Source organism: Catonella morbi ATCC 51271, assembly GCF_000160035.2.
GTDB lineage: Bacteria > Bacillota > Clostridia > Lachnospirales > Lachnospiraceae > Catonella > Catonella morbi.
On sequence record NZ_KI535369.1, the window covers coordinates 152265 to 175364 of the forward strand.

A 23100-nucleotide genomic window follows, 5' to 3' on the forward strand; every position below is an offset into this window, starting at 1 on the left:
ACAGTTGATTTAAGTAAGTTGGAGGGGTAAGTATGAAATTTATATTGAGAATAGGAATAAATATAGGGGCTTGCTATCTTTTAATGATATTCTGTGCTTACTTAATAGGTGAATTGATAGATGAACTGAGTAATTATCCAATATTTTCCCTTCTGCTATATCCTATTTTGAATACTGCTTTATTGTATGCAGTTAACTTGCTTTTTAATAAAATAATGTTTTTACGAGTACCAAAGAATAAGAGCTTATGGAGTGTCACAGTGGGGATATTAATTCTTGGCTTATACTTTTTATATGGTGCATTATTTCCGGATTACTCTGAATGTACTGGTATTGTTGCCAAAGTTGCACTAGATGGAGCTAATGGTATTTTGGTAATGAACTGCTCGATAATGTTTATTTTGAGCATAATATTAAACCTTACCTTGAAAGATATAAAACAGGATCATTAAAAATACTAAAGAAATAAAACACAAAACTTTGTTTGATAATTTTTGATTTATGGTACAATCGGCTGTAATAGTTACCATAACAGGTTATGATGTTAAATTTGGCGGATAATCATAGCCAATAAAATATTTATAATCGCGGTACTAATACTGAAATTACTAATACAGTTGATTTAAGTAAGTTGGAGGGGTAAGTATGAAATTTATATTGAGAACAGTAATTAATATTGTAATTCTTTATCCACTAATAATATTATGTGCTAAGACAATAATGTCGGATCTTTTTATTGGTGGAACACTAGGTGTTTTATTTCAATCTCTTATTACCTTTATATTATTATATATTGTTAATTTGCTTTTAAATAAAGTTGAATTTTTAAGGTTATCAATGGCAAAAAATTTATGGAGTATTAAATTAGGCATCTTAATTTTAGGATTATATCTTTTAGGCAGAGAATTATTGGTTGAACATGCTATAGAATATGGTGTTCTTGGTGGATTTAGTTTACTTTTTGCAATTGACTGTCTAATAATGTTAGTACTGAGCATAACTTTAGATATTATCCTTAAAAGACTTAAAGTGGAATTTTGATATATTAAATCTAATTGGGTGGGGAATGGCAGAGCTGCTGTTCCCCTTTAAGTAAAGAAAGAGATGAAAACAAAACTTTGTTTATTTTTGATTTAAGTAAACTGGAGAGATAAGTATGAGATTTATAGCAAGGACAATAATTAATGCAATAATTTGTTATTTAATATTGTTTATATGTTTATTTATAGTAATGGCACAGATGCTGATGTCCAATGTAATTGGTCATTTACTGCAATCGGTTATAACTCTTATTTTGCTATATATTGTTAATAAGGGATTAAATAAGGCAGAAAATTTAAATCTGTCAGTAGGTAGAAGTTTATGGAGTATTACATCAGGGATATTAATTTTGGGTATATATCTTTTAGGCAGAGAATTATTGGTTGAACATGCTAGTGAATATGGTATTTTGGGTGGATTTAGTTTATCTTTTGCAATTAATTGTTTAATAATGCTTATACTGAGCATACCATTAAATATGATTTTTGAACGTTCTAATGAAGAATTTTAGAAAAATTAAAAGGTAAGAGATGTAATTTCAAAATTGAATTACTGAAATTACAAATACAGTTGATTTGAGTAAGTTGGAGGGGTAAGTATGAAGTTTATATTGAAGATAGGTATGAATGTTGGAGCTTGCTACCTTTTGATGATATTGTGTGCAGGCATAACAAGAGAACTTTTAGTTAGTGGAATACTTGGTGTTTTCTTATATGCTATTTTAAATTTTGTTTTGCTATATATAGTTAATTTGTTTTTTAATAAAATAGCATTTTTGAAGTTATCAACTGATAAAAATTTATGTAGCATTACATTAGGTGTTTTAATTTTAGGTTTATATTTTTGGTGCAAGGTAATATTTTCGGATTATTTTTATCATAATGGCATTGTAGCCGGTGTTATTGAAAAGGATATTGATAATCTTTTGGCGATTGACTGCTTAATAATGTTTATATTAAGTATACCGTTAAACATTATACTTAGAAAATATAAGGTCAAATTTTTACAATATTGAAAGTAAGAAGTGTTTAGAAGCAAAAAACTATCTATGAAATGTTTAACATTATCCTTAAAAGATTTAAAGCAGAAGTTTAGAGGTATTAAAAAAATAAATCACAAAACTTAATCTGTAAAAGACACTTGGGGAATGGCAGATTTGCTGTTCCTTTTTAAGCAAAACAATCTCTCGGAATCTCAGCCTATAACCGCTTATAATTCCGAGAGTTCATAGTTTATTTATCTTCTGTATTTCCGATTCGTGTTACCAAAGTATATGGCGCATATGCATTAAGGGCTTCGGTTCTAAATTTTACCGCTAAAATATCACCTACCTTTGGTTCTGAATCTGAGATAATATCTTTGATAAAAATTTTATAATTATGTAAAGCATCAGTATTGCTTTCTTTACCATAAGCATCAGCCCAGACAAATTCTCCGTCTATTTTGGTAATAACAAAGGTTTCTTCCCGGGGTGCAGTATCAAAAAAGGATTTTGCACAAATTTTGCTTAAATATTCTTTAAATTCTTCGTCATCTATACGGTAGTACGAATTATTGTATAATAGTCCTGCAATTTTTGCTTCATCTTCATACCCGATAAGGCTAAATTCCCCTATTTCACTTGAACCTGCCTTTATCATAAATAAAGGAGTAAAACCTTCTAAATCATCATCTTTCTTACTTATTTTGAGATTTTTTAAACGGGAATGCAACTCATGAATTTCTATTATAGTCAAATCTTTCGTAATAATGCCTTTTTCAGGTCGGTAATCTGTGGTTATTGCCCAAGTGATTTTACTCAGGCTGAAATTTATAGGAGGTTTTTGGGGATTTGTTAAAAAGCAAACTGATAGGATGGCACAGGTGATGACAGCTATAAACATAACCCAAAATGTCGGTTTTTTATAAGTTAAAATTCCCTTAACGCGTTGTTTGACGCCGATTTCACCAAATGATAGCGGACAGATAGTTACTATCCTTTTTCTTGTGCTACAGTCTAAAAGTGTCTGTGAATATGCTGCAATATAATCTCTGTCTGTATTTTTTATAACCTCTTCATCACATGCCATTTCAATATCTCTGCAGAGGAGGACATAAGAGAGTAAACAAAGAGGATTAAACCAATATACTGACAGCAGCAGATATCCGAGAAGCTTTTTTAGATGGTCGAGCCTCTTTATATGTGTCTTCTCGTGGCTTATGACATGGTCTGCGGCTGAATCTGAAAGAGTGGAAGGCAGATAAATCATTGGCTTAAAAATGCCAAATACAAAAGGTGATTCTATAAAATCACATATCATTATATTATCTCTTAACCGTACCGATGCAGCTATTTTTCTTTTAAGATGCAAATAGCTTAACAGAGCAAAAGAGAGCATAATTAAAACTCCTGTAATCCAAACGGCTGTACCGATAGAAAGTGCAGTTTGCAAAGGATTAGTGCTTGCATAGGGAACCGGAGCATAATTCTCAGAGAGGACAGGATTAACTGCATTGTTAATAATTGTTACACCTGAATTAATGGCAGGATTTTGCTTAAATTCAATACCGGGCGGAATAGTTTCACTACTTGGAATCAGGCTGAAAATGCTCTCTATAGAAAAAGGAAGGATAAGCCTTATCGCGACTATTGCCCAAAGTAAACACAAAATTCTTTTTGGAGCTTTTTTAAGAAACGGACGAATGATGATGATTGCTAAAATAAGCCAGCTTGCGGCTATGCTCATATTCAATATTTTCAAAAAAATTTCACTCATTTTCAGCCCTCCTTTTTGAAGGTATCAATCATTTTTTGGATTTCCTCTGCTTCTTCTGCTGTAAGAGCTTTCTTTGATATAAATGAGGCAATGAAAGCCGGGAGAGAACCCTTAAAAGACTCATCAATAATCTGCTCGCTTCTTGCAGAGTAAAATTCATTACGCGAAATGATTGAAGTTACAATTCCGTTATTATTTTTAAGAAGCCCTTTTTCACACAATTTACGAAGCACGGTGTAGGTTGTGGGCTTTTTCCAGTTTAAGGTTTCTTCACATATTTTTACTAAATCTCCTGAGCCTATCGGTTCATTTTCCCATACAATATCCGCAAAACGCTCCTGTACAATACCCAGTTCTATCTCAGCCATATAAAACTCCTTTCGGGTTTATCCTAATAAACCTTAGTTTTAGTTTACTGCAATAAACCAAAAATGTCAAGCAATAAAATTTTTACTTGACATCTCCTTTTAAAGGTGCTAAACTGATAAAGCTGTACATACAGCAACCAAGTGAAGTATCCGCTTCCACCTAAGTGCAAATGGGCACCGTGGTCTTTAGAAATGAATTATTACAGCTGTTGCTGTCTGTCTAGAGTGGATACTTATGTGTATTCACTCTATTTTTTATTATAAGTTTGGAGGTGTTTTTCTATTAGCGAATTAATGATCAATGAGCAGATTAGGGATAAAGAAATCCGTCTGATTGGAGAAAACGGTGAACAGTTAGGAATCATGTCATCAAAGGATGCAATGAAAATGGCTATTGAAGCAGAGCTTGATTTAGTTAAAATTGCACCTACAGCAAAACCGCCGGTTTGCAAGATTATCGATTACAGAAAGTATCGTTATGAGCAGGCAAAGAGAGAGAAAGAAGCGAAAAAGAAACAGAAGGTTACGGAAGTTAAGGAAATTCGCCTTTCACCGAATATTGATGACAATGACCTTAATACTAAGGCTAATCAGGCAAAGAAGTTCCTTGATAAGGGCGATAAGGTTAAAGTAACCCTTCGTTTCAGAGGAAGAGAAATGGCTCACATTTCTTCAAACAAGCAGATTTTAGATGTATTCCTAGAGAAGCTTGGCGATATAGCGTCAGTAGAAAAACAGGCTAAGCTTGAGGGCAGAAGCATGTCAATGGTTGTAACAGGAAAGAAGTAAAGACATTTTTACACATCTTTTGTGAAAATGGCTAACAAGATAATAGGAGGAAAAAATTATGCCAAAGATGAAGACAAAGAGCGCAGCTGCTAAGCGCTTTAAGGTAACAGGAACAGGTAAGTTAATGAAAATGAAAGCTTATAAGAGCCATATCCTTACCAAGAAGACTACAAAGAGAAAGAGAAATCTTCGCAAAGCAACTGAAATTGATAAGTCAAATTTAGCTCCAATGAAGAGAATACTTCCATATAGCTAAATCAAAGTTAAATTGTTAAGGAGGAAATAAAATGGCAAGAATTAAAGGTGGCTTAGGTGCCAAGAAGAGACATAATAGAGTATTAAAGCTCGCTAAGGGTTATAGAGGAGCAAGAAGTAAACAGTATAGAATTGCTAAGCAGTCAGTTATGCGTGCACTTGCATCTGCTTATGCGGGCAGAAGAAAGAGAAAGGGCGATTTCAGAAAGCTCTGGATAGTTAGAATTAATGCAGCAGCAAGACTTAACGGACTTTCATACAGCAAGTTCATGCACGGTCTTAAGCTTGCTAACATCGATATCAACCGTAAGATGCTCGCTGAGCTCGCTGTAAATGATGCAGCAGGCTTCACAGCTCTTGCAGATGCAGCTAAGGCTAAGATTGCTTAATTTGAATTTAGATTATTATAAAATTAAAACTGCCACCGGATTGGGAAATTTCTGATTTGGTGGCAGTTTTAGTTTTAAAAATATTACAATATATGATGGGGGTGTCAAAAGTATTTGACACCCATTGATACAGGATTGCTACAGCTTCGCTTCTCGCAATCCTTGCAAAAATATTCGTAATCCGCTCATTTTTTTACAAAAAATGGCTACTTACTCATATTTTTTGCGTGTCAAAAGATAATAAATTCTTTTGCAAGCAAGCTTGCACAGAATTTTTATACTTTTGACACTTGTATCAATATATTGTGCAAACAACCTATTATAACTCAGTAAAGAAAAGGACTCTTAAGTAATTTTATCTATTATCTATTTTTATTACCAACTTATAGGTTTTATAAATATATATTGTCAATTATAAATAAAATTTTGCTATTGACAATCAATAATGTGTGCATATATAATATAGATATTTAATAAGTCTACTGAACAAATTAATATAGGAGGCATCGTATGAAAATAGGATTTATCGGTTGCGGCGGTATGGGGAGCACACATAACAAATGTCTGAAGCTGCTGTCAGAATCCCGCCCGATTGAAGTGACCGCACTTGCCGATGTCAGAGAGGAATACCTTGATAAGGCGGCAAAGTTCTGGCCAAATGCAAAAAAATATTCAGATGGTCTGGATCTTATCAAAAACGAAGATGCAGATCTTGTATTCATTTGTGTGCCGAGCTACCTTCATACAGACATGGCTCTGGCCGCAATGAAGAAGGATATTAATATATTCCTGGAAAAACCGGCCTGCCTAAAACGTAAAGAATGTGAGGTGCTGCTAAATCAACATAAGCTGACACCGGTGAAAGCAATGGTTGGGCAGGTGGTACGTTCAATGCCGGAATATTTGTTTCTGAAAGATGTATATGAGAAGAAAACCTATGGAAAACTTAAAAGCATTATCCTGCAAAGAATAAGCGGGGATGTAAAGTGGGGATTTGAAGATTGGTTCCATGATGAGAACCGCTCAGGCTCGGTTATTCTGGATCTGCATATCCATGATATTGACTTTCTGCGTTATATGCTTGGCGAACCGAGCTATGCAGATGTCAATACCACACAGTTTGATTCAGGTATGATTAATCAGGTAATAACAAATTATCTGTTCGGAGATGTAGTCGTCATGGCAGAGGGAGTATGGCATAGTGCGACTAAGATGCCGTTTGAAGCAAGCTACAGGGCAGATTTTGAGAAAGCAACCATAAGGTTTAACAGTACATCTCCCGAAAAAATCATAGTTTACACGTCAGACGGGGAGAAGATAGTTCCGTTACTTGACAATAAATATATGGATAATTCTGACAGCGGTATCAATATAACCGACCTTGGTGCATATTATCTGGAGGATGAATATTTCATTGACTGTATATTAAACGGAGAAGAAAATACAAGAGCTACACTTGAAGATGGTATAAAATCAGTACTTGCAGCAATAGAAGAACTGGAGAAAGCTGTATCACGAGGCTGAAACAGGGAGTTCCTGTTAATATATAGGCAACAATAACACAACAGCCGTAAATCGGCGGAAAGAGAGGAAATATGAAAAAATCACTCGCTATTTTGTTAACCTTCGGTTTAATAGCTACTTCGCTTAGCGGATGCGGAAACGGCACTAATACAAATACCGGTTCTAAATCAGCTTCAACAGCAGGCAGTGCCGCAAAAACAAACAGCGCCTCAAAGACTTCCGGCAGTACCACTGCATCTTCGGGTAATACTGACGGAGAGCAAGTGGTATTAAAGGTTTTTGATGCTCATGCTTATGGCCTGGATGAATATGCAGAGATGGTAAAAGCATTTGAAGAGTCTCATCCGGGAGTCAAAATAGACGTTCAGCACTCATCAAATGATTATAAGGCCACATTACAGTCGCGTATAAACTCAGGAGATGCACCTGATGTATTTGATGCACAGGCAGGTACTGATGCAAAAAGCTATTACGACTATGCATATGACTGGACAAACGATACAGAGGTCACATCTAAATTCAGGAAAGAAGCACTTGCATTGGGAACCGTTGACGGTAAGGTTATGTCCTTACCTTGGACCTATGAAAATATGGGACTGCTCTATAATGTGGACGTTTTTGAAAAGGCCGGAATCAAAACCCTGCCTACCACTATGGATGAGCTTGAAGCGGTATGCGAAAAATTAAAGGCCGCAGGGGTTACTCCTATTGCTCTGGCTGCAAAAGAAACTTGGGTACTCGGCCAGACTGCAACACATTTTATGATGGACAAATCTCTGGATGCTGCAGGTACAGTGGAAGCAGTAGAGTCGGGAAAACTGAAATTTGCGGACATGCCTCACTGGAAGAATCTGTTCAGATTCCTTGATTTGGCGAAGAAGTATGGAACCGAAAAACCTCTTGAGGTGGATTGGGAAACATCCGAGAACCTTCTTGCCAATGGTAAGGCAGGTATAATCCATATGGGTGACTGGTGCCAGTCAACACTTGACTCATTCAACAAGGATGCCAGAATCGCATTTCTGCCATTTCCTGTAGGCTCAGGAGAAAAGGATGCGACCCTTCTTTCTGCCTGCAACTGGACTTATATTGTAAACAAAGATTCCAAGCATCTGGATCTTGCAAAAGAATATCTCGAGTACATTCTCACATCCGACAAAGGACAGTATTGGATGTGTGACGGAATAGGGGCTGTACCGGGAGTTAAAACAGATCGAGAAATAAAGGGCGAACTTGCAAACGATGCGGCAAAGTACATAGCAGCCGGCAAGACAAACGGCTGGATTCACACAATAGCCCCTGCCAATTACAGCGATAGCGTAGGACCGGTTCTTCAGTCGTATATGCTTGGTGAAACCACTGCCGAGGCGGCAACCGAGACCATCCAGGAATTCTGGACAGCTAACTGATAATACTCCGGCAGTGCCTTGTACAGTACAGACCGTTTCAAAGAGGTGAGAGAATGAATAAAAGACTTAAAGAATTTTCGGTATTTGCAATATTTGTATTTCCGGCAGTTATATTTGTATTATTTGCCACGGATATTCCTTTTTTGATGAATTTGTACTACTCTTTCTTTAAATGGAACGGAATCGGCAAAAATATGACTTTTGTCGGCTTTGATAATTTTGTTCGTATCTTTACCAAGGGCGGTCTGTTCTGGAAAGGCGCCATGTTTACGCTTAAATTTTCCTTGTTCTATGTAATTATAGTAAATATAATCTCCCTTACCGTAGCTTTGTTTCTGTCAAAGAAATCCAAGATTTCAAGTGCGGGACGTGCATTTTACTATATTCCTTATATCATAAGTCTTACCGCTATCAGTTTAATCTGGAAGTTTATCTTCGGCCCCGGCTTTGAGGCATTGTACTCAATGACAGGATGGGAATTTTTTAACTGGAGCTGGGTAGGAACGCCAAAACTTGCATTTTATGTGGTTGTCATAATGACAGTATGGCAGAACATAGGCTTCTATATGGCAAATTATATAGCGGGTATAATATCCGTACCGACGGAACTTTCGGAAGCGGCAAGGATAGACGGTGCAGGCAGGGTACAAAGCTTCTTTAGAATAACTCTCCCCCTGATTATGCCTTCCATATCCATATGTCTGCTGACTTCCCTTACCTTCTCCTTTAAACTGTTTGACGTGGTTATGGTCTTTACCAAGGGAGGTCCCGCAAACTCAACCGTTACGGTGGCCTACGATATATATAAGGAAGCCTTTGTAAATAATAATTACGGATTTGCGACCGCAAAATCGCTGGTATTTGTAGTCTTTGTTTTACTTGTTACATCAATACAGCTTATAATCACAAAGAGACGGGAGGTGGAAGTATAATGAAATCGCATAAGATTAGGCTGTCTACCATTGTAGTTCTGCTGTTTTCGGTGTTCTGGCTTATGCCTTTGGTACTTATTTTTATAAACTCATTCAAACCGTATAACGATATGATGCAGCATTTCCTTGAGCTCCCTAAGAGCTGGAAGCTTGACATGTATATTGAAACCTGGGTCAAGTTTGATTTTCCGAAACTTATTAAAAATACGGTGATTTATACAGTAAGTACGGTTTTGCTGATTGTACTTATTGCCCCTATGGCAGCATATAAACTGGCCAGAGTCAAAAGCAAACTCAGCGTATTTTGCTTCATCCTGCTTATCCTACCTATAATGATTCCCTTTCAGTCCTATATGATAACTCTTACAAGACTTGTTTCAAATGTGAATCTTATAGGAACACGTACAGGACAGGTTTTGGTAAGCACGGGTCTATGTATGCCTCTGGCTGTCTATATGATTCACGGCTTTATTAAAAATGTACCGATGGATCTGGAAGAAAGCGCTCATATCGACGGGGCAGGCTCATTAAGAACCTATTTTTTAATTATCTTGCCTTTGTTGAAGCCTATATTGGCAACTGTTATAGTGCTTGATGCATTGGCAACCTGGAATGATATTATTGTCAATCTGTTCATTGCCGGCAGTAATACGGGTGCGATGAATATACAGAATGCTCTTTATATGAGGTTTTCTGCTACAAGCTCGGATTGGGAGCATGCTCTTCCGGGTATAGTAATGTCCATAATTCCAAGCCTTATCTTCTTCCTGTTTATGCAGAAGAATATAGTCGGAGGAGTTACCGCCGGTGCAGTGAAAGGATAAAACTACTTTAGTATTTTTTGTAAATAATTTGAAAGAAAGAACAATCAGAAAGGAATGAGGACAGAATGAGAGTAGGTGTATTAGTGCAGATGGCTCGTGAAAAAGATATAGATACACAGTTTGCCGAAGTGAAAGAGATGGGCATGGAGAGCTGCCAGCTTGTTTGCTGGGACAGATCACTTTTTACAGATGAAAATGCCGATAAGATACTGGCTGCAAAGGAAAAATACGGAATAGATATAACCGCATTTTGGTGTGGATGGCCGGGGCCTAAAATATGGAATTTCTATGGAGGACAAGAGACACTCGGCCTTGTACCGGTGGCCTATCGCTTTGAGCGTATGCAGGCTCTTTTTGAGGGCTCTGATTTTGCGGCAAAGCTAAATGTTTCTGATTTGGTTACCCATGTTGGATTTATACCTGAGAATCCTTACGATGGAAATTATTCCGGCATTGTCCATGCCGTTAAATCGGTTGCCGATTATTGCGCCGAAAATAATCAGACTTTCCTGTTTGAAACAGGTCAGGAAACCCCTATTACATTGCTGAGAATTATTCAGGATATCGGTAGTACAAATTTAGGAATTAATTTAGATCCGGCTAATCTTATTCTATATGGCAAGGCTAATCCTGTGGATGCTTTGGAAGTATTTGGAAAGTATGTCAGGGGAATTCATGGCAAGGACGGACTGTACCCTACCGACGGTCACGAGCTGGGAAAAGAGGTTCCGCTCGGACAAGGCAGGGTAAACTTTCCTGTTTTTATTGCAAGACTTAAAGAAATTGGCTACAATGGTGATATAACAATAGAAAGGGAAATAACAGGCGACGAGCAGAAGAGGGACATTTTAGAAGCCAAAAGAATTCTTGAACAACTAATATGAAAATAATTAATCAAAGCATTATTAAAGGTAATAATTTGAGAGAAATGTACGAGATTATTTTCCATGAAAAGTCCGTATCTCGTATAGAAATAGCCAAAAGGTTAAATTTAAGCAAAACTACAGTTTCCTGTCTGGCTGAAGAATTGATTGGTCTTCGCCTTGTAGAGGATCTCGGTGTAACAAAGAAAGAAAACGGCGTAGGACGCAATCCGAATGGCCTGGGCGTTGTCTCCGGCGCAAATTTCATTGCGGTTATTGACTGGTCTAAAGAGCGGACGGAACTTCGGCTGGTTGATATCAGCAGCGGTGAAAGTATTTTATGCAGGAATATGCCGGTTAAGAATGATTGTGACTATGCAGATGCGACAAAAGCCTGCTATTTAATTGCAAAAGATTACCTGAGAGATACACAGAAATTGTTGGCGGTATGTATAATTATTCCCGGGCTTATAGATAGTAAACAGGAAACCATAATCTCTATACAACTTGGCATAGACAGCGAAATAGGAAGAAATCTGATAAAAAAACTTCGTTCTTATTTTTATCAGACCAGTGCTTGCTTGCTTAATGATTCCGCTTGTATGGCTTATGCTGAAATCGATGCCGCAAGACTGGAAAAAACCGACTTTGCCTATATAAATGCTGTAAACGGTATAGGTGCAGCCATATATTATAATCAGAGAATCCTTGGGAATGCTACCGGACTTGCCACGCAGATAGGTCATTGCTGTGTGAAACCAAACGGTCCTATCTGTGGCTGCGGCTCACGTGGTTGTTTGGATGTGGTTGCCGGAGAAAGCGCACTGACAGATTATAGTATAGATGTCGGAAAAGACCGAAGTAATCAGAAAAACCGTGAATTGAATTATACTCTTCTCAGAGAACTGGCGGATAAGGGAAATAAGCAGGCTGATGAGATTTTGATGCAGTTGGCTGATTATTTTTCTACCGTAATTGTATATCTGGTTTCTATTGTATATCCCGAAAAGATTGTGATAGGAGGCAGAGGACAGAACCTCGGTACAAAGTTTATGGAGCGTCTTAAGGCAAATCTTGTCAATATGGGATTTCATTATATGATGATGAGGGCTTCGGTTTCTTTTGCCGAAACAACTGACGAGGATCGCTTTATAGGAGCAGCCAGATATTTTATGAAGGAATATTTTGACTATTCCGGAAGTATTATTAATGGTTTTTATTTAGGGTAACGGTGGCATTAATAATTGAAGTACAGTGGGGAGAACCATGGATAGAAAGTTAAAAATAGCTATTGTAGGCTGCGGACGAATATCTGTCTGCTATTCAGATGCCTTGATGAAGCTTAAAAATAAAGCTGAATTGTGCTATGCTGTAGATGTTAATCTTGAGAAGGCAAAGCTTTTTGCCAAGCCCTTTGGCTGCAAGTATTCCGATAATATTGAGGACTTATTTGATAATGACATAGATGTAGCACATCTTTGCCTGCCACACGACTTACATGCGCCTATTGCCATAAGTTTAATGGAGAGAGGTATACATGTGCTTACGGAGAAGCCTATAGCAATTACATTGCAGGAAGCGGATGAAATGATAAGAACTGCTGAAAAAAATAAGGTTAAGCTTGGTTGCATCTTTCAGACAAGATATAACGAAAGTGTACAGACCTTAAAGCGGATGTACGAAAACGGTGATTTCGGCAAAGTAACCTCGGTAAGATCATATCTGTCTTGGAGTCGTCCGGATAAATATTATGAGGGATGTGACTGGAAAGGCACCTGGGAACACGAAGGCGGAGGTGCGCTTATCGACCAGGCTATCCACAGCATAGACAGAGTACGCTACATACTTGGAAGTAATGTTAAATGGATTGAAGGCTCTATTCATAACCACTGTCATCCTAAACTTAATGTAGAAGATACCGCTGAGGCTGTCATCGGCTTTGAAAATGACTGTATATACAATCTATATGCTTGTAACTGCTATGGATTTGACTCACCTATCAATATCGAGTTCTGTGGAGAAAAAGGAAGATTTGGACTGATACAGGATGTTGGCTATACATGGTTTGGCACCCAATATACCGAGTACAGGGAAATCAGCAAAGGAAGTACAGTCGGTAAAGATTATTGGGGTTCAACCCACATTATGCAGATAGAGGAATTCTACAATGCACTTCTAAATGATAAAGGCATAACGGTAGACGGACTTGAAGGCAGAAAGACACTTGAAATAATTAAAGGCATTTATCTGTCCTCTATCAGAAATGAACGTATTACTCTTCCGTTTGAGGATATCAGGATTAAGGAGTATACTTATTAATTCTGAATCGCTTAACCATAGGTTATTGTAGAAGAACCGAAACTTTATCGCTTTTTCGCATCAATAATTAAAAACCGGAGATAAAAAATGGTAACTGATTTAATAAAAAAACTAAAAGAACGCTTATTTATAGAATTTAACAAGAGGGACCGTTCAGGCATATATGCTGTAACTTCAAGGAAACTCGCCTACAATTCCAATAAAATTGAGGGGAGTACACTTACTGAAAACCAGACTGCAAGCCTGTTTGATACAGGTTTACTCCCTGTAAGCGACAATGTATACAGGGCAAAAGACATAGAAGAAATGAACGGACATTTTCTGATGTTTAACCATATGTTAAAGACCTTAGATGAGGATTTGTCAGAAGAGCTTATCAAAAAATTTCACTATGAGCTTAAAAGTGGAGTTTTTGAGGATAAGGCAAACGGATATAATATCGGAGAGTACAAGGCACGCCCCAATATAGCGGGGACTATGCAGACTTCACTGCCTGTCAACGTTTCAGACGATATGAAGGAACTTTTAATATGGTATAAAAATTCTGAAAAAAATCTAAGGGCAATTGCATTATTCCATCTAAAATATGAAAAAATCCATCCGTTTCAAGATGGAAACGGTCGTACGGGGCGTGTGATTTTGTTTAGAGAAGCTCTTAAAAATGACATAATACCGCCTATTATCCACGATGAGAACAGGGTGGAGTACATAGAGGGAATAAAAGAATATTCAGATACAGACTCATCGGAGAAGTTACTTGAGCTTCTTATGAAAGAACAAAATAAATATATGAAAACAGTAAAATTTTTTCTTGAATAATTTTTGACTGTCGGCAGAATTATGGATTTTGTCGACAGTTTTTATGCATAAAATATAGCTTAGATATATTGCGCCTTCTGATTTATTGTGCTAAAATATACAATGGGCGGGTAGTCTTGGCTAACTCTGTGCAAATTTGAGTTATTCGGAGAATTTTACCGAAATTATAAGGCAAAGGAGTGAAAAAAGTTGGAAGAGAAAGAGAAAAATAAGAAAAAAGACTCAGTATATAAGAGACTGATGCCTTATGCAGGAAACAAAGGAGGTCTGCTTTATCTTGCGATGTTTATGTCGGCTGCTTCCGGGGTAATGATGCTGATGCCTATGGTTTATATTCATAAGATTGTAAGCCATATTATCTTAAAAGGGCAGATAGAGGCAGGCCAGGTAAGAGGAAATGCAGCGTTGGCCGTGGCATTTGCGATAGGAGGACTGCTTGCTTATCTGCTTGCCATAATAGTGTCTCATATCTTTGCATTTGAAGTTGAAGATAACATTATAAAGGTAAGTATGAAAAGGCTGATGGGAAAGCCCCTCGGCTTCTTTGCAAACAGGGAAAGCGGCAAACTCAGAAATGTAATCATAAGCGGAGCGGGAGAAACACATTCCTTCCTTGCACACCAGCTTCCTGACGTAGCCATGACCATGATATCCCCGTTGGTACTTTTAATATTTTTCTTCATATTTGACTGGAGATTGGGGTTAGCAAGTCTTCTTCCTATGGTAGTGGGGCTTATACTTATGTCAACCATGATGACAAAAGAGGCACAGAAGGCAAAGGATGAATATTATAAAAGCTTAGCCAATATGTCAGCGGAGACAGTAGAGTATGTAAGAGGAATACCTGTAGTTAAGACCTTTGCACAGAGCGTAGAGAGCTTTGACAAATTGTATTCTCTGATTATAAAAATGAAGGAAATAGTAATTAAAATGACTCTGGGCTATAGGACTAAAATGTCTATATTTGAGGCTATAGCTACTTCTACAGCCTTCTTTCTTGTGCCGGTAGGCATCCTTCTTATCAATAATGGAGGAGATGTAAGAGAGGTACTTGGCAATTCAGTAATCTATCTTCTCATCGGTCCTGCATTCGGTACTTATATATTCAGGTCGGCAGCCCTGGGCCAGTACAAATATTTTGCAGAAACCGCACTTGACAGAATAGACAATATACTTGACTATAAAGATATTACCTACGGACAGGATGAAAATGAAAGCGGAGAACTTGAATTTAAGAATGTATCTTTTTCTTATGATAAAGAGAAGGTGCTTGATAACATTTCGTTTAAGGTAAATAAGGGCGAAACTGTGGCGCTGGTAGGCTCTTCAGGTGGCGGAAAGACAACCATAGCAAGGCTTGCAGCCAGGTTTTACGATGCAGACGAGGGTGAAGTCCTTGTGGGCGGTATAGATATCAGAAATTATGATAAGAAGTCCCTGATGAAGAAAATAGCCTTTGTGTTCCAGAGCTCAAAGCTATTTAAAATGAGCCTGAGGGAAAATCTCTTACTCGGCAATGAAAATGCGACTGAGGAAGAAATGCAGGCTGCACTTATAAACTCCGGTTCTAAGGAAATTGTGGACAATCTTGAGAAGGGATTGGATACGATATATGGAACAAAGGGAACTTATTTCTCAGGTGGAGAGTCCCAGAGACTTGCCATAGCAAGGGCATTTCTAAAGGATGCAAAGCTTATTATTCTGGATGAGGCCACAGCCTTTGCAGACCCTGAAAATGAGCATATAATTCAGGAATCCTTTAAGAAGCTTTCAAAAGATAAGACAACACTTATGATAGCGCACAGGCTTTCTACGGTTGTAGATGCAGATAAGATTTTGGTGATTGAAGACGGCAAAATAAAAGAATCAGGCAAACATACCGAACTTTTAGATAAAAACGGTCTGTATAAGAAACTTTGGGAGGAATATCAGAGATCGGTGAACTGGAAGTTAGGAGGAAAAAATGAGTAAATTTTTTATGGACAGGTATGCCATGTCAGAACTTGGCGCAAATAACCTTAAAAAAGCAATATTTTCACGTACAATACTTAACTTAGTAAAGATGTTTCCTCCTATAATTGCTTTTATATTTTTGTTTCAGTATTTAAGCAGCATAGAAGGAATGAAAGCTGATTATGAACTTAGCTTAGTAAATTATATAGTTGTTATCCTGGTTATGGGATTAATTATATTTTTTGTGGCAGGCTGGGATTATACAAGACTTTATACCAATGTATACAGTGAAAGTGCGAATTCAAGAATAGACATAGCCAACAGACTTAAGAAGCTTCCGCTTTCTTATTTTGGAAAGAGAGATTTATCAGACTTGGCTGAAACTATGATGAATGATATTACTCTTTATGAAGAGATATTTTCACATGCGGTCCCACAATTATATGCGACCATAATTTCCACAACAATAATATCTGTTATGATTCTTAGCTATAATTTTAAGCTTGGACTCGCTACACTTTGGGTAATACCTGTATCTATTCTGCTATTTTTTCTCTCAAAGAAGAGAAATAAAAAAACAGGAGATGAATGGGTTAAGACTAATAGGGCTGTGTATGATGATTTTCAGGAAAAAGCAGATCAGATTCAGGAGATAAAGGCATATAATTTAGAAGAAAAATCTCTTAAAGAATTTGATGAGAAGCTGGCTATCAATAAGAAAAATAAAATCAAACTTGAATTTTTAGGCGGAATTTCACTTGCTGCCTCAAATATTTTATTGAAATTAGGTATTGTAACCGTGGCAGTAGTCGGAGCAAATATGCTTATTTCAGGTGAAATAAATATTCTTGTTTATATTGCATTTCTTATACTGACTACGAGTATATATCTGCCTATTGGGGGAATACTTACTTTTATGGCTATGATAAATACTCTTGACAGTGTGGTAGGCAGGATTAAAGAGATAAAGACAATGCCTGTGCAGGAAGGCAAGACCGAGATGGATATTAAGAGCTTTGATGTGGAGTTTAAGAATGTGCATTTTGGCTATGATGATTATTCAGTGATAAATGGAGTAAGCTTTACAGCTAAGCAGGGTGAAACTACAGCTCTCATAGGACCTTCAGGCAGCGGAAAGACTACACTGACAAAGCTTGCGGCAAGGTTCTGGGATATAGACAGCGGGCAGATACTGCTTGGTGGCGAGGATATAAGTAAGGTAGATCCTGAAACTCTGCTTAAAAATTTTTCCATTGTTTTTCAGGATGTTACACTTTTTAATGCAAGTATAAAGGACAATATAAGAGTAGGTAAGAAGAATGCGACAGATGAAGAAATCATAAGAGCTGCCAAGGTTGCAAGATGTGATGAATTTATCAAGCGTATGCCTGAGGGCATAGATACTGTAATCGGTGAAAACGGAGAAAGGCTTTCAGGCGGTGAACGCCAGAGACTTTCGATTGCCAGAGCCATACTTAAGGATGCGCCTGTTATACTTCTGGATGAAGCTACAGCTTCTCTTGATGTGGAAAATGAAAGTCTGATTCAGGAGGCCTTGTCAGAGCTTATAAAGCAAAAGACGGTTATCATCATTGCCCACAGAATGAGAACCATAAGAAGTGTGGACAAGATAGTGCTTCTTAATGAAGGCAAGATTGAAGCGGTAGGAAATGATAAGGAGCTGTATGAGAAGAGTGAAATGTATAGAAATATGGTAGATAAGGCGATGGCTTAATTATCCCGGATTACTCCCGAAACATCTCGTGAAATATCGTAATCAAGCCACAGGCTTAAAGTTACGATATTTTACAGATATTTGGTAATATTACCCCATAGTCACAGACAGAAAAAAGCTTATCCAAATGTATTATGCGGAATAAGAGGTCTGTGACCTATGGGGTGAATAATTGAAGTTTATAGTAATGAAAGGTCTTCTGTGATTTAATTCCACTCAATTTCTAATTCGCCCGCTGCACGATTAAACTTTAATATAAGATAATACTTTGTGCCGCTGTCTAAATAGACCGTATCTTCGGGATTTAATATATCTAAACATAACAGTACATTCTTGTATTTATCCTGTATTTCCGCACAGACATAGCCCTTTGTAATGCCTGCGTTAAAAGTGAATTTATAATCCCGGCTTTCTTTTATAGAGAGAATCTTTTTAATATAGCCATGACAAAAGCCGAATTTTGCCCAACCTTTATTTTTCCAAAAGAAACTTCTTTGCATAAAGGATACCGTCATATGTCTTGTGAATAATCCGTTTTTGTACAAAAAATATGAAGAAACTACAGAGCCTAAGATGATAATAAAAGTAAATATTAATTTATAAGGCATATACATCTCCCCCTTAATCAGAATACGGTTAAAGTTTTATACTGTTACATATGTATCATTTACTTCCGGTGCTATATAAACATCCTTCAACGACAGGCTCTCCTGCCCCACAAAGCCATAGCCCTCATCATTTTCGGGATTTCCCATAATCTTGGAATATAAATCAGGGAGATTTTCAAATTTGGCTATGGCAGCATCCAATATCTTAAGAATTTTATCCTTATCCTTTGGAAGTGTCCCGCTTGTGCGGACATGAACCCAATCATGAAAGCTGTCCCATTTAATAGGGTGTTCAGGATTTATTTCTAAAAGTTCAACCAGTTTTCTTTCTTCTTTTAGGTTTTCAAGTTCGGTTGCAGGCTTAAAGTTTCCGGCTTCAATCTCTTTACTTAGCTTATCCGCAGAAAGGAACATGGAGAAGTTAACTATATTTTCGGGCTTTGTCACAGTCAAAAACTTAGCCATAGCTTTGGCAGATTCTTTCCATCTTCCTGCCCCTGCGACACCTGTCATAAAGTGTGCGGCGTAGGTAAAGCCTGCCTGAGTAAGCCTTTCTATTTCCCTATAAGCCTCTTCTACGCTATGGTCTTTGTCCATAAATTCAAGTACATCCGGAAGGGCATTTTCAATTCCTATATAAAGCTTGTTATAGCCTAAAGAATGTAACATAGCCAGTTCTTCATCAGATTTTTGGAGGATGCTTGTTATGGTGGCATCAGAGTTGAAAGCAGATGCTCCGGGGAAATATCTTCTTACAAGCCTTATAATATCGGCAAGTTCTGAGGCTTTTAACTGAAATGCACTTCCGTCACCGAGGTATATAAGCTTAGGACTGCCTCCATGTGACCTTACCCTCTTAAGTTCATTTTCTATATCTTCCATGCTGATTTTTCTATATTTAAGGTCAGTAAATAACTCACAGAATTTGCACCTGTTGTACGGACAGCCGACAGTCACAGGCAACATAAAGGCTTTTCTTTCCATAGGGCCACGACATATTCTTCCTTCGTAATCCATAGATACTCCTTTCTGAGAATAACACATACCTTAAAGTAAGTATAAGTAAAATATGAAATATATGCAATGCAAAAAATATTTTAGTATCTGTCAAGATATTATTGCTTACTTTTTTCTTACATTCTTACATTTTTCTTACTTTGTCTATGTTACATCCTTTTTCATTCTTTTTCAAGTTTCTTTTACACTACAAATAAGGCTGCATAGCAACCTTAAATAAAATATATATTATTCTATTTACTAAGCAAAACTTACATTTCTAAGTCTTGTAAGCATATTGCCCAATATTCTATCATTAATCCCATACTTACCATCAGTATTAAAATATGGGCTTATTTTCTCTACTGACCTATGTGTAGCATTTACAAGTATTTCTTCATTAAGCTTGGTTTTCCTGCTTTCTCTATCAATCTTATTCCAAGTCTTGTTATTTATCTCATCACATACAATAAGAGCAAGATTTGTTGCTCCCTTTTTCGTCCAAGCCATTCTCCTGTGTTTCATTCGCCTTGTTATAAGTATATAATTCTGATTCTCCTGTATGCCCATGTTTCTAAGCAATTTATCTCCTGTATATGCTATTTTACCTTTATATCTCTCCAGCTCAGTACGATAATTGCTAAGATACCTATATAAGTCTGCAATTATCTTCTTTTTATTTTCAACTGTGCATTCCCTTTCAAGTACTTTAATGTGCTCCAGCATTTTGTCATACTCTTTCTTTATAAGCATTTCATACAGTGCTTTAATCTGTTCTTTATTACTTATTGCCATATATATTGCTTGTTTTATATGAAAGAAGTCAAGCTGTCTTACTGCTGTCTGGTCACTATTGTTGAAAGTCCAGCCGGCTCCGTCACAGTTCATTATTCTGTACTTCACTTTGTCCATATCGTAAGTATAGTCTGCTAGAGTTTCTTTTATTTCTATGAATTCTTCTGCTGGTATTGCTGCCGCAAATACCACCTTATTTTCTAGTTTATGGCTATTTTCCCCATTTTTTTCCCAACCTGTATAGAATGTCCCTGCCTTAATCTCAATTCCCCTTTCATTTGACTTTTCCCTAGACCTCAGGTAAACTCCGTCATGTTCTTCAAAAAGAAATTCTGTTTTTAACATTCCCTGATTTTCCTCCTCTTTTTTATTTTTGTATTCCTCAAAAATCTCCCCACCTATCTTCTGTACAATATTCCATATTGACTGGTGGCTGAGCCTTATATTAGTCAGATTTTCAAGTTGTTCTTCAACCTCCCTGTATGGTACTTCTGTCACAAGCTGTTTTATCCTGTCAGCAAGGTTTAGCGTATAATTGCCAAAAGTCTCCAGCTTCAAATTTTCATCAAGCAGAAATATATAAGTTTTTTTCTTATTATCAAGGTAAAGATGTCTTTTGTACTGTACCACACCAAACATTGTCTTAAGATTCTGGTTTCTTAACCCCATATTCCTGTATCTCTGCTTATCCCTGTTCTCCATTATCTCCTCATCATATTCTTCTAAAAGTATTTTAAATACATCACAAGCAATCTCCATAATCATATGATAGATAGCCAATTCAAGCTCCTCAAATTTTCCTTTATATTTGCTCATATTTCTCTCCAATCTGTTCGTTACTCATTTTTTTCACATAACATCCTAGCTATTTTACAAAAAAATGCTTGACATTAATAGCTTTGTAACTTAGAATGAAGTTGTCTTAATTAATTTTAAGAAAAAACATAGTAACAGCAGAGTCTTATCCACTCTGCTGTTTTCCATTTTACATCTCATTTTCTTCTTCAAATATATCCTGTTCTTCTACTCTCTCCTGTTCTTTAACATTTATATTTTCATCAATCTCATCAAAAAGCCTGTATACATCATTTGCAATACTACTGTTTTTAGCCAGACTTCCAAATGGTTCATCATCTATGTGTCTGTACTCAATTATTTTATCGGCATTAAGCTCTTTATAAAGTATATTGTACATCTCAGTATTTACATCTTTTACAATAATCCTATAATTATCTATACCATTAGCCTTCAGCATGCCTTCTTCATTTTTAAGGAAACTTATCCCTTTGGCATCACCATTTGCCACCGCAAAATAAAAAGGTGTAAAGCCATTTGCTAGAAGTGCTTCCTTTTTTCCATAATATGCTTCCTTACTGTCTATTATATAAAAATTCACATCAGGAATTGCCATAAAGTTTTCCATAAACACTATGTTATCCCTGACATAAAAATTCCCGGTCTTTTTAAGTCCATAGTTTTGTACAGTATATAAAAAGTCATAATGCGAATCATTTATGTAGGCAACGCTTGCATTATTACTTTGAAGAATATTTGCAATAACTAACGAAAGATATGTGGCTGATATATTGCCATACAGCCCTCTCATAATTATTACATTATCTATGCTGTTCCACACCTTACTTTTTTCAAGCAGGTGTTCCATCTTTACTGCCTGACTTAGCCTTTCCTCTGTAAATCTATTTCTTACCGGTTCATTGTTAACTGTATAAAGTGTAGATTTATCCATATTATTGGTAACAGTACCCCGCCTTAATATTTCCTTTACAGTAACTTCTTCCTGTCTATTTATCCTTACATCCTGTGATGTATCTACTATTTTTACTGGCTTTACAGATGTTTGGGGAAATTTTATGTTTGCTTCCGGACTCTTTTCAGGCTTCACATTTTCTTTACTTTTCTCTTTCTTATTTTTCTTTTCAGTTTCTTTTTTTGTTTTTCCCTTTAATCCATTAACAAATTTCTCAGTAAGCTTCTTTTTAGGCTCTTTATGAATACTTTCTTCATCCGGAATATAATCAGCTGCTTCCAAATGGCTTTCTTCTATATTGGTGTCTTCTTCAGCCTGATTATATTCATAAGGCATTACCGCTTCTTCGATTTCTTTTTCCTCAGAAGAATTATTAAAAATATCATCCTTAACTTTTTCCAGATCATCTCTAGTTTCTTGTCGGTCCTTTAACTTGGGTATATTAACTTTTGCCTGTTTTTGAATTTTGCCATCTGGATTATCCTCAAGTTCAATAATCTTATCAAGTACTTCCCTTATCAGCTTATTCCTGTCTGACTCGGTGAAAAGATAAAAATTTCTTCCATTTCCGGCTTCTCTCTTAAGTTCTCCAACCGGGTCACCTCCCTGCTCCATAATAATCATATTATTAAAATGCCTGGCATATTCTTTAATTGCATTTTTTAGCCTTATGAGATTATCTGATGTTGCATCAAGGATTACTGTTTTGTCTAATATCAAATATTTCAAATCATCAGGATTTATAACATAGTTATGTACAGTCCTTGATATTATCTCATTTACCGATGAAGGCTCCTTTGCCATATCCGTAAAGGTTATATCCTTATCTTTTAGTTTTTCATCATAATAAGCAAATTCATCTTCTTCAAGCAGCTGTCTGAAGTCTATGTAATAATCATTGTTTTTGTTGTAGCAGTTTACTATATTCACTATAATCACCCCCCGTATTCCCTAGCC

The 23100-nt window shown here is 36.7% G+C and carries 23 protein-coding genes; 17 read left to right on the plus strand and 6 right to left on the minus strand.

Annotated features, from left to right (window positions below):
* Window positions 1–32 precede the first annotated feature (32 nt).
* From GCWU000282_RS11280 to GCWU000282_RS11295, 4 genes are all read left to right on the plus strand, one after another.
* Window positions 33–452: a hypothetical protein gene (locus GCWU000282_RS11280; protein ID WP_023355265.1), complete on the plus strand. Its 420-nt coding sequence runs from the start codon at window positions 33–35 to the stop codon at window positions 450–452.
* A 193-nt stretch (window positions 453–645) separates the two neighbouring features.
* A complete protein-coding gene (locus tag GCWU000282_RS11285; RefSeq protein WP_023355266.1) occupies window positions 646–1041 on the plus strand; it encodes a hypothetical protein in 396 nt (131 codons plus the stop codon).
* Between the two features lie 115 nt (window positions 1042–1156).
* Window positions 1157–1552 carry a hypothetical protein gene (locus tag GCWU000282_RS11290; RefSeq protein WP_023355267.1) on the plus strand — a complete coding sequence of 132 codons (396 nt, stop codon included), beginning with the start codon at window positions 1157–1159 and terminating at the stop codon, window positions 1550–1552.
* Between the two features lie 87 nt (window positions 1553–1639).
* Window positions 1640–2056: a hypothetical protein gene (locus tag GCWU000282_RS11295; RefSeq protein WP_023355268.1), complete on the plus strand. Its 417-nt coding sequence runs from the start codon at window positions 1640–1642 to the stop codon at window positions 2054–2056.
* Window positions 2057–2273: 217 nt separating this feature from the next.
* On the opposite strand, the gene GCWU000282_RS11300 is transcribed toward GCWU000282_RS11295, so the two are convergent.
* Window positions 2274–3797 (minus strand): M56 family metallopeptidase, encoded by a 1524-nt coding sequence (locus tag GCWU000282_RS11300; RefSeq protein ID WP_023355269.1) that lies wholly within the window; start codon window positions 3795–3797, stop codon window positions 2274–2276.
* A gap of 2 nt (window positions 3798–3799) precedes the next feature.
* The gene (locus GCWU000282_RS11305; protein ID WP_023355270.1) at window positions 3800–4165 is read right to left on the minus strand and encodes a BlaI/MecI/CopY family transcriptional regulator; all 366 of its coding nucleotides are present in this window, start codon (window positions 4163–4165) and stop codon (window positions 3800–3802) included.
* 294 nt (window positions 4166–4459) lie between these two features.
* Here GCWU000282_RS11305 and infC point away from each other — a divergent pair, with 294 nt between their 5' ends.
* The 13 genes from infC (at window position 4460) to GCWU000282_RS11370 (ending at window position 17976) form a co-directional block, all read left to right on the plus strand.
* A complete protein-coding gene (infC, locus tag GCWU000282_RS11310) occupies window positions 4460–4954 on the plus strand; it encodes a translation initiation factor IF-3 (RefSeq protein WP_023355271.1) in 495 nt (164 codons plus the stop codon).
* A 58-nt stretch (window positions 4955–5012) separates the two neighbouring features.
* The gene (gene rpmI, locus GCWU000282_RS11315; protein ID WP_023355272.1) at window positions 5013–5210 is read left to right on the plus strand and encodes a 50S ribosomal protein L35; all 198 of its coding nucleotides are present in this window, start codon (window positions 5013–5015) and stop codon (window positions 5208–5210) included.
* Between the two features lie 31 nt (window positions 5211–5241).
* On the plus strand, window positions 5242–5598 hold the full coding sequence (gene rplT, locus GCWU000282_RS11320; protein WP_023355273.1) for a 50S ribosomal protein L20: 357 nt from the start codon (window positions 5242–5244) through the stop codon (window positions 5596–5598).
* A 510-nt stretch (window positions 5599–6108) separates the two neighbouring features.
* Window positions 6109–7122 carry a Gfo/Idh/MocA family protein gene (locus tag GCWU000282_RS11325; protein ID WP_023355274.1) on the plus strand — a complete coding sequence of 338 codons (1014 nt, stop codon included), beginning with the start codon at window positions 6109–6111 and terminating at the stop codon, window positions 7120–7122.
* 71 nt (window positions 7123–7193) lie between these two features.
* The gene (locus tag GCWU000282_RS11330; protein ID WP_023355275.1) at window positions 7194–8531 is read left to right on the plus strand and encodes an ABC transporter substrate-binding protein; all 1338 of its coding nucleotides are present in this window, start codon (window positions 7194–7196) and stop codon (window positions 8529–8531) included.
* Window positions 8532–8584: 53 nt separating this feature from the next.
* Window positions 8585–9463, plus strand: coding sequence for a carbohydrate ABC transporter permease (locus GCWU000282_RS11335; RefSeq protein ID WP_023355276.1), 879 nt, complete (start codon window positions 8585–8587; stop codon window positions 9461–9463).
* Entirely contained in the window at window positions 9463–10287 is an 825-nt protein-coding gene (locus GCWU000282_RS11340; protein WP_023355277.1) for a carbohydrate ABC transporter permease, read from the plus strand. Before GCWU000282_RS11335 ends, GCWU000282_RS11340 begins: the two co-directional genes overlap by 1 nt.
* 65 nt (window positions 10288–10352) lie before the next feature.
* Entirely contained in the window at window positions 10353–11171 is an 819-nt protein-coding gene (locus GCWU000282_RS11345) for a sugar phosphate isomerase/epimerase family protein (protein ID WP_023355278.1), read from the plus strand.
* A 44-nt stretch (window positions 11172–11215) separates the two neighbouring features.
* Complete coding sequence (locus GCWU000282_RS11350; RefSeq protein ID WP_242828964.1) at window positions 11216–12379, plus strand: ROK family protein; 1164 nt, start codon at window positions 11216–11218, stop codon at window positions 12377–12379.
* A 37-nt stretch (window positions 12380–12416) separates the two neighbouring features.
* Window positions 12417–13469, plus strand: coding sequence for a Gfo/Idh/MocA family protein (locus GCWU000282_RS11355; protein WP_023355280.1), 1053 nt, complete (start codon window positions 12417–12419; stop codon window positions 13467–13469).
* Between the two features lie 87 nt (window positions 13470–13556).
* Window positions 13557–14288, plus strand: coding sequence for a Fic family protein (locus tag GCWU000282_RS11360; protein ID WP_023355281.1), 732 nt, complete (start codon window positions 13557–13559; stop codon window positions 14286–14288).
* 189 nt (window positions 14289–14477) lie between these two features.
* The gene (locus GCWU000282_RS11365) at window positions 14478–16259 is read left to right on the plus strand and encodes an ABC transporter ATP-binding protein (RefSeq protein WP_023355282.1); all 1782 of its coding nucleotides are present in this window, start codon (window positions 14478–14480) and stop codon (window positions 16257–16259) included.
* The gene (locus tag GCWU000282_RS11370; RefSeq protein WP_023355283.1) at window positions 16252–17976 is read left to right on the plus strand and encodes an ABC transporter ATP-binding protein; all 1725 of its coding nucleotides are present in this window, start codon (window positions 16252–16254) and stop codon (window positions 17974–17976) included. Before GCWU000282_RS11365 ends, GCWU000282_RS11370 begins: the two co-directional genes overlap by 8 nt.
* A gap of 206 nt (window positions 17977–18182) precedes the next feature.
* Here the strand turns inward: GCWU000282_RS11370 and GCWU000282_RS11375 are convergent, their stop codons facing one another.
* The 4 genes from GCWU000282_RS11375 to GCWU000282_RS11390 all read right to left on the minus strand — a co-directional run bounded on the left by GCWU000282_RS11375 (window position 18183) and on the right by GCWU000282_RS11390 (window position 23073).
* Window positions 18183–18584: a hypothetical protein gene (locus tag GCWU000282_RS11375; protein WP_035040634.1), complete on the minus strand. Its 402-nt coding sequence runs from the start codon at window positions 18582–18584 to the stop codon at window positions 18183–18185.
* A 36-nt stretch (window positions 18585–18620) separates the two neighbouring features.
* Window positions 18621–19601: a radical SAM protein gene (locus GCWU000282_RS11380; RefSeq protein ID WP_084295380.1), complete on the minus strand. Its 981-nt coding sequence runs from the start codon at window positions 19599–19601 to the stop codon at window positions 18621–18623.
* A gap of 240 nt (window positions 19602–19841) precedes the next feature.
* The gene (locus GCWU000282_RS11385; RefSeq protein WP_023355286.1) at window positions 19842–21191 is read right to left on the minus strand and encodes an ISLre2 family transposase; all 1350 of its coding nucleotides are present in this window, start codon (window positions 21189–21191) and stop codon (window positions 19842–19844) included.
* Window positions 21192–21360: 169 nt separating this feature from the next.
* The gene (locus tag GCWU000282_RS11390) at window positions 21361–23073 is read right to left on the minus strand and encodes a hypothetical protein (RefSeq protein ID WP_035040637.1); all 1713 of its coding nucleotides are present in this window, start codon (window positions 23071–23073) and stop codon (window positions 21361–21363) included.
* Window positions 23074–23100 lie beyond the last annotated feature (27 nt).

Bases quoted from the DNA above. Each gene is read 5' to 3' on its own strand.
- infC (WP_023355271.1), top strand. From the start codon at position 4,460: ATGATCAATGAGCAGATTAGGGATAAAGAAATCCGTCTGATTGGAGAA.
- GCWU000282_RS11300 (WP_023355269.1), bottom strand. From the start codon at position 3,797: ATGAGTGAAATTTTTTTGAAAATATTGAATATGAGCATAGCCGCAAGC.
- GCWU000282_RS11330 (WP_023355275.1), top strand. From the start codon at position 7,194: ATGAAAAAATCACTCGCTATTTTGTTAACCTTCGGTTTAATAGCTACT.
- GCWU000282_RS11340 (WP_023355277.1), top strand. From the start codon at position 9,463: ATGAAATCGCATAAGATTAGGCTGTCTACCATTGTAGTTCTGCTGTTT.
- GCWU000282_RS11355 (WP_023355280.1), top strand. From the start codon at position 12,417: ATGGATAGAAAGTTAAAAATAGCTATTGTAGGCTGCGGACGAATATCT.
- GCWU000282_RS11325 (WP_023355274.1), top strand. From the start codon at position 6,109: ATGAAAATAGGATTTATCGGTTGCGGCGGTATGGGGAGCACACATAAC.
- rplT (WP_023355273.1), top strand. From the start codon at position 5,242: ATGGCAAGAATTAAAGGTGGCTTAGGTGCCAAGAAGAGACATAATAGA.
- GCWU000282_RS11295 (WP_023355268.1), top strand. From the start codon at position 1,640: ATGAAGTTTATATTGAAGATAGGTATGAATGTTGGAGCTTGCTACCTT.
- GCWU000282_RS11375 (WP_035040634.1), bottom strand. From the start codon at position 18,584: ATGCCTTATAAATTAATATTTACTTTTATTATCATCTTAGGCTCTGTA.
- GCWU000282_RS11370 (WP_023355283.1), top strand. From the start codon at position 16,252: ATGAGTAAATTTTTTATGGACAGGTATGCCATGTCAGAACTTGGCGCA.
- GCWU000282_RS11380 (WP_084295380.1), bottom strand. From the start codon at position 19,601: ATGGATTACGAAGGAAGAATATGTCGTGGCCCTATGGAAAGAAAAGCC.
- GCWU000282_RS11285 (WP_023355266.1), top strand. From the start codon at position 646: ATGAAATTTATATTGAGAACAGTAATTAATATTGTAATTCTTTATCCA.
- GCWU000282_RS11280 (WP_023355265.1), top strand. From the start codon at position 33: ATGAAATTTATATTGAGAATAGGAATAAATATAGGGGCTTGCTATCTT.
- GCWU000282_RS11360 (WP_023355281.1), top strand. From the start codon at position 13,557: ATGGTAACTGATTTAATAAAAAAACTAAAAGAACGCTTATTTATAGAA.
- GCWU000282_RS11350 (WP_242828964.1), top strand. From the start codon at position 11,216: ATGTACGAGATTATTTTCCATGAAAAGTCCGTATCTCGTATAGAAATA.
- GCWU000282_RS11290 (WP_023355267.1), top strand. From the start codon at position 1,157: ATGAGATTTATAGCAAGGACAATAATTAATGCAATAATTTGTTATTTA.
- GCWU000282_RS11385 (WP_023355286.1), bottom strand. From the start codon at position 21,191: ATGAGCAAATATAAAGGAAAATTTGAGGAGCTTGAATTGGCTATCTAT.
- rpmI (WP_023355272.1), top strand. From the start codon at position 5,013: ATGCCAAAGATGAAGACAAAGAGCGCAGCTGCTAAGCGCTTTAAGGTA.
- GCWU000282_RS11335 (WP_023355276.1), top strand. From the start codon at position 8,585: ATGAATAAAAGACTTAAAGAATTTTCGGTATTTGCAATATTTGTATTT.
- GCWU000282_RS11305 (WP_023355270.1), bottom strand. From the start codon at position 4,165: ATGGCTGAGATAGAACTGGGTATTGTACAGGAGCGTTTTGCGGATATT.
- GCWU000282_RS11345 (WP_023355278.1), top strand. From the start codon at position 10,353: ATGAGAGTAGGTGTATTAGTGCAGATGGCTCGTGAAAAAGATATAGAT.